1 protein-coding gene is annotated in these 1,505 nt (G+C 32.4%); it reads right to left on the minus strand.

What is annotated here, in order from left to right; all coding sequences use genetic code 11:
* Positions 1-58: 58 nt before the first annotated feature.
* On the minus strand, positions 59-1,390 hold the full coding sequence (locus tag ACFOZZ_RS13235; RefSeq protein WP_376815423.1) for an ISL3 family transposase: 1,332 nt from the start codon (positions 1,388-1,390) through the stop codon (positions 59-61).
* Between the last annotated feature and the right edge of the window lie 115 nt (positions 1,391-1,505).

Consider the following 1,505-nt stretch of genomic DNA (forward strand, 5'->3'; position numbering starts at 1 on the left):
GGCAGTCAGAAATGACTGCCCTTTAGTGCGCTCATATTACTTCTATTTAAATGTTTTATTAGTTCTTTTTCTTATAAGATCCTCTCTTTTTTCCTTCTCTTTTGATTGTTTCATCAATAGCGTAAGAGGAAGGATTAGAGGATTTATTAAGAGAGTACATTAGTCTATTTCTCATTCTTGCAAAGTTCTGATATCCACATGCATTTGAAAGTATCTTATCTATTCTGGAGTTGATTCCTTCTACTGGTCCATTAGATATTCTTCGACCATCTACTAAATCAAATGATGCACATATTTCATCAAACCAGTTTATAAGAGTTCCAGATAATGATATGAAGCCAGTAATTCCTGATGTTGCATATTCTTGAATTATTCTTGAAAGCCATTCTCTGCAGGTTTCAGAAGTTGCATAATGATTAAAGGCTATATATTGTTCCTTTAGATTGTATGCTTCTGTTAGTTCCTTATCTATGCTTAGGATTATTTCAAGCAATTGATGATAGTCTATATATCTTTTAAGCTTTTTATTGTATCTTGCCTTGTTGAACGGAATATCATTGTAGTTTTTCAATATAAGGAAGTGAAACTTTTTGAGAAGATAATATTCAGTACTATCCTTTTGGTATCTTTTGCCTACTTTAATTCTGATATCATCTAGGACTTTATTGATATTTTTTATGACATGAAATGAATCGCATAACAATACTGCCCCAGGGAAGTATTGATTTCTCACAAATCTGTACGTCTCATACATATCAATAGAGATATATTTGACTTTAGCGAGTTCTTTTTTATCGATTATCTGAGTATAACTTGACCAGGCCTTCTTGGTTCTTCCATCAATGATATCTACAATTTCCATGGTCTTAAAATTAAGAATAACACACATGTATCTGTTTTGTCCTTTATGTTTCCAGTGCTTCTCATCAATACATATAATCTCAGGTAAAGGCTGTCTACGCATCTGACCATACTTATCGAATATTTCAACGACTTTAGTAGGACTTGTGTTAAAGAATCTAGCAACCAGTGAAAAAGTAGTTGTAGGTTCTTTAAGTTTATTCATGATTTCCAGCTCTGAAGTTTGAGATAATCTACTATGACTTTTCTCTGTAAATGGGTTTTCCTCAGTCATCACCTTATTACATTGAGGACATACTAATCTTCTCTTTTTAAGTATTAGAGAAGTGTTCTTGCCTCTTATCATGTTATGTATGACTTTACATTTTCTATAGTCCTTAATATTCATTCTACTGCCGCATTCTGGACAGGAGATAATGGTTCTCTTAAGCGTGATATAATAAATCACTTCTTTTTTATTAATTTCAATCGTATGAGACTGTACAAGGGATTCATAATCCCCTAAAATAATTCTTAGATCATTATTCAATTTGTGATCTCCTTTCGCTTTGATTTAATATGAGCAAATTAATGATACAGCGAAAGGTTTTTAATTACATAAAAATACTCGAAAAAGTGGGAGCCGTAGTGTGGCCCCCACAGAT

This window comes from Catenibacterium sp. GCM10023432, from assembly GCF_042651925.1.
GTDB classification, from domain to species: Bacteria; Bacillota_I; Bacilli_A; order Erysipelotrichales; family Coprobacillaceae; genus Catenibacterium; species Catenibacterium mitsuoka.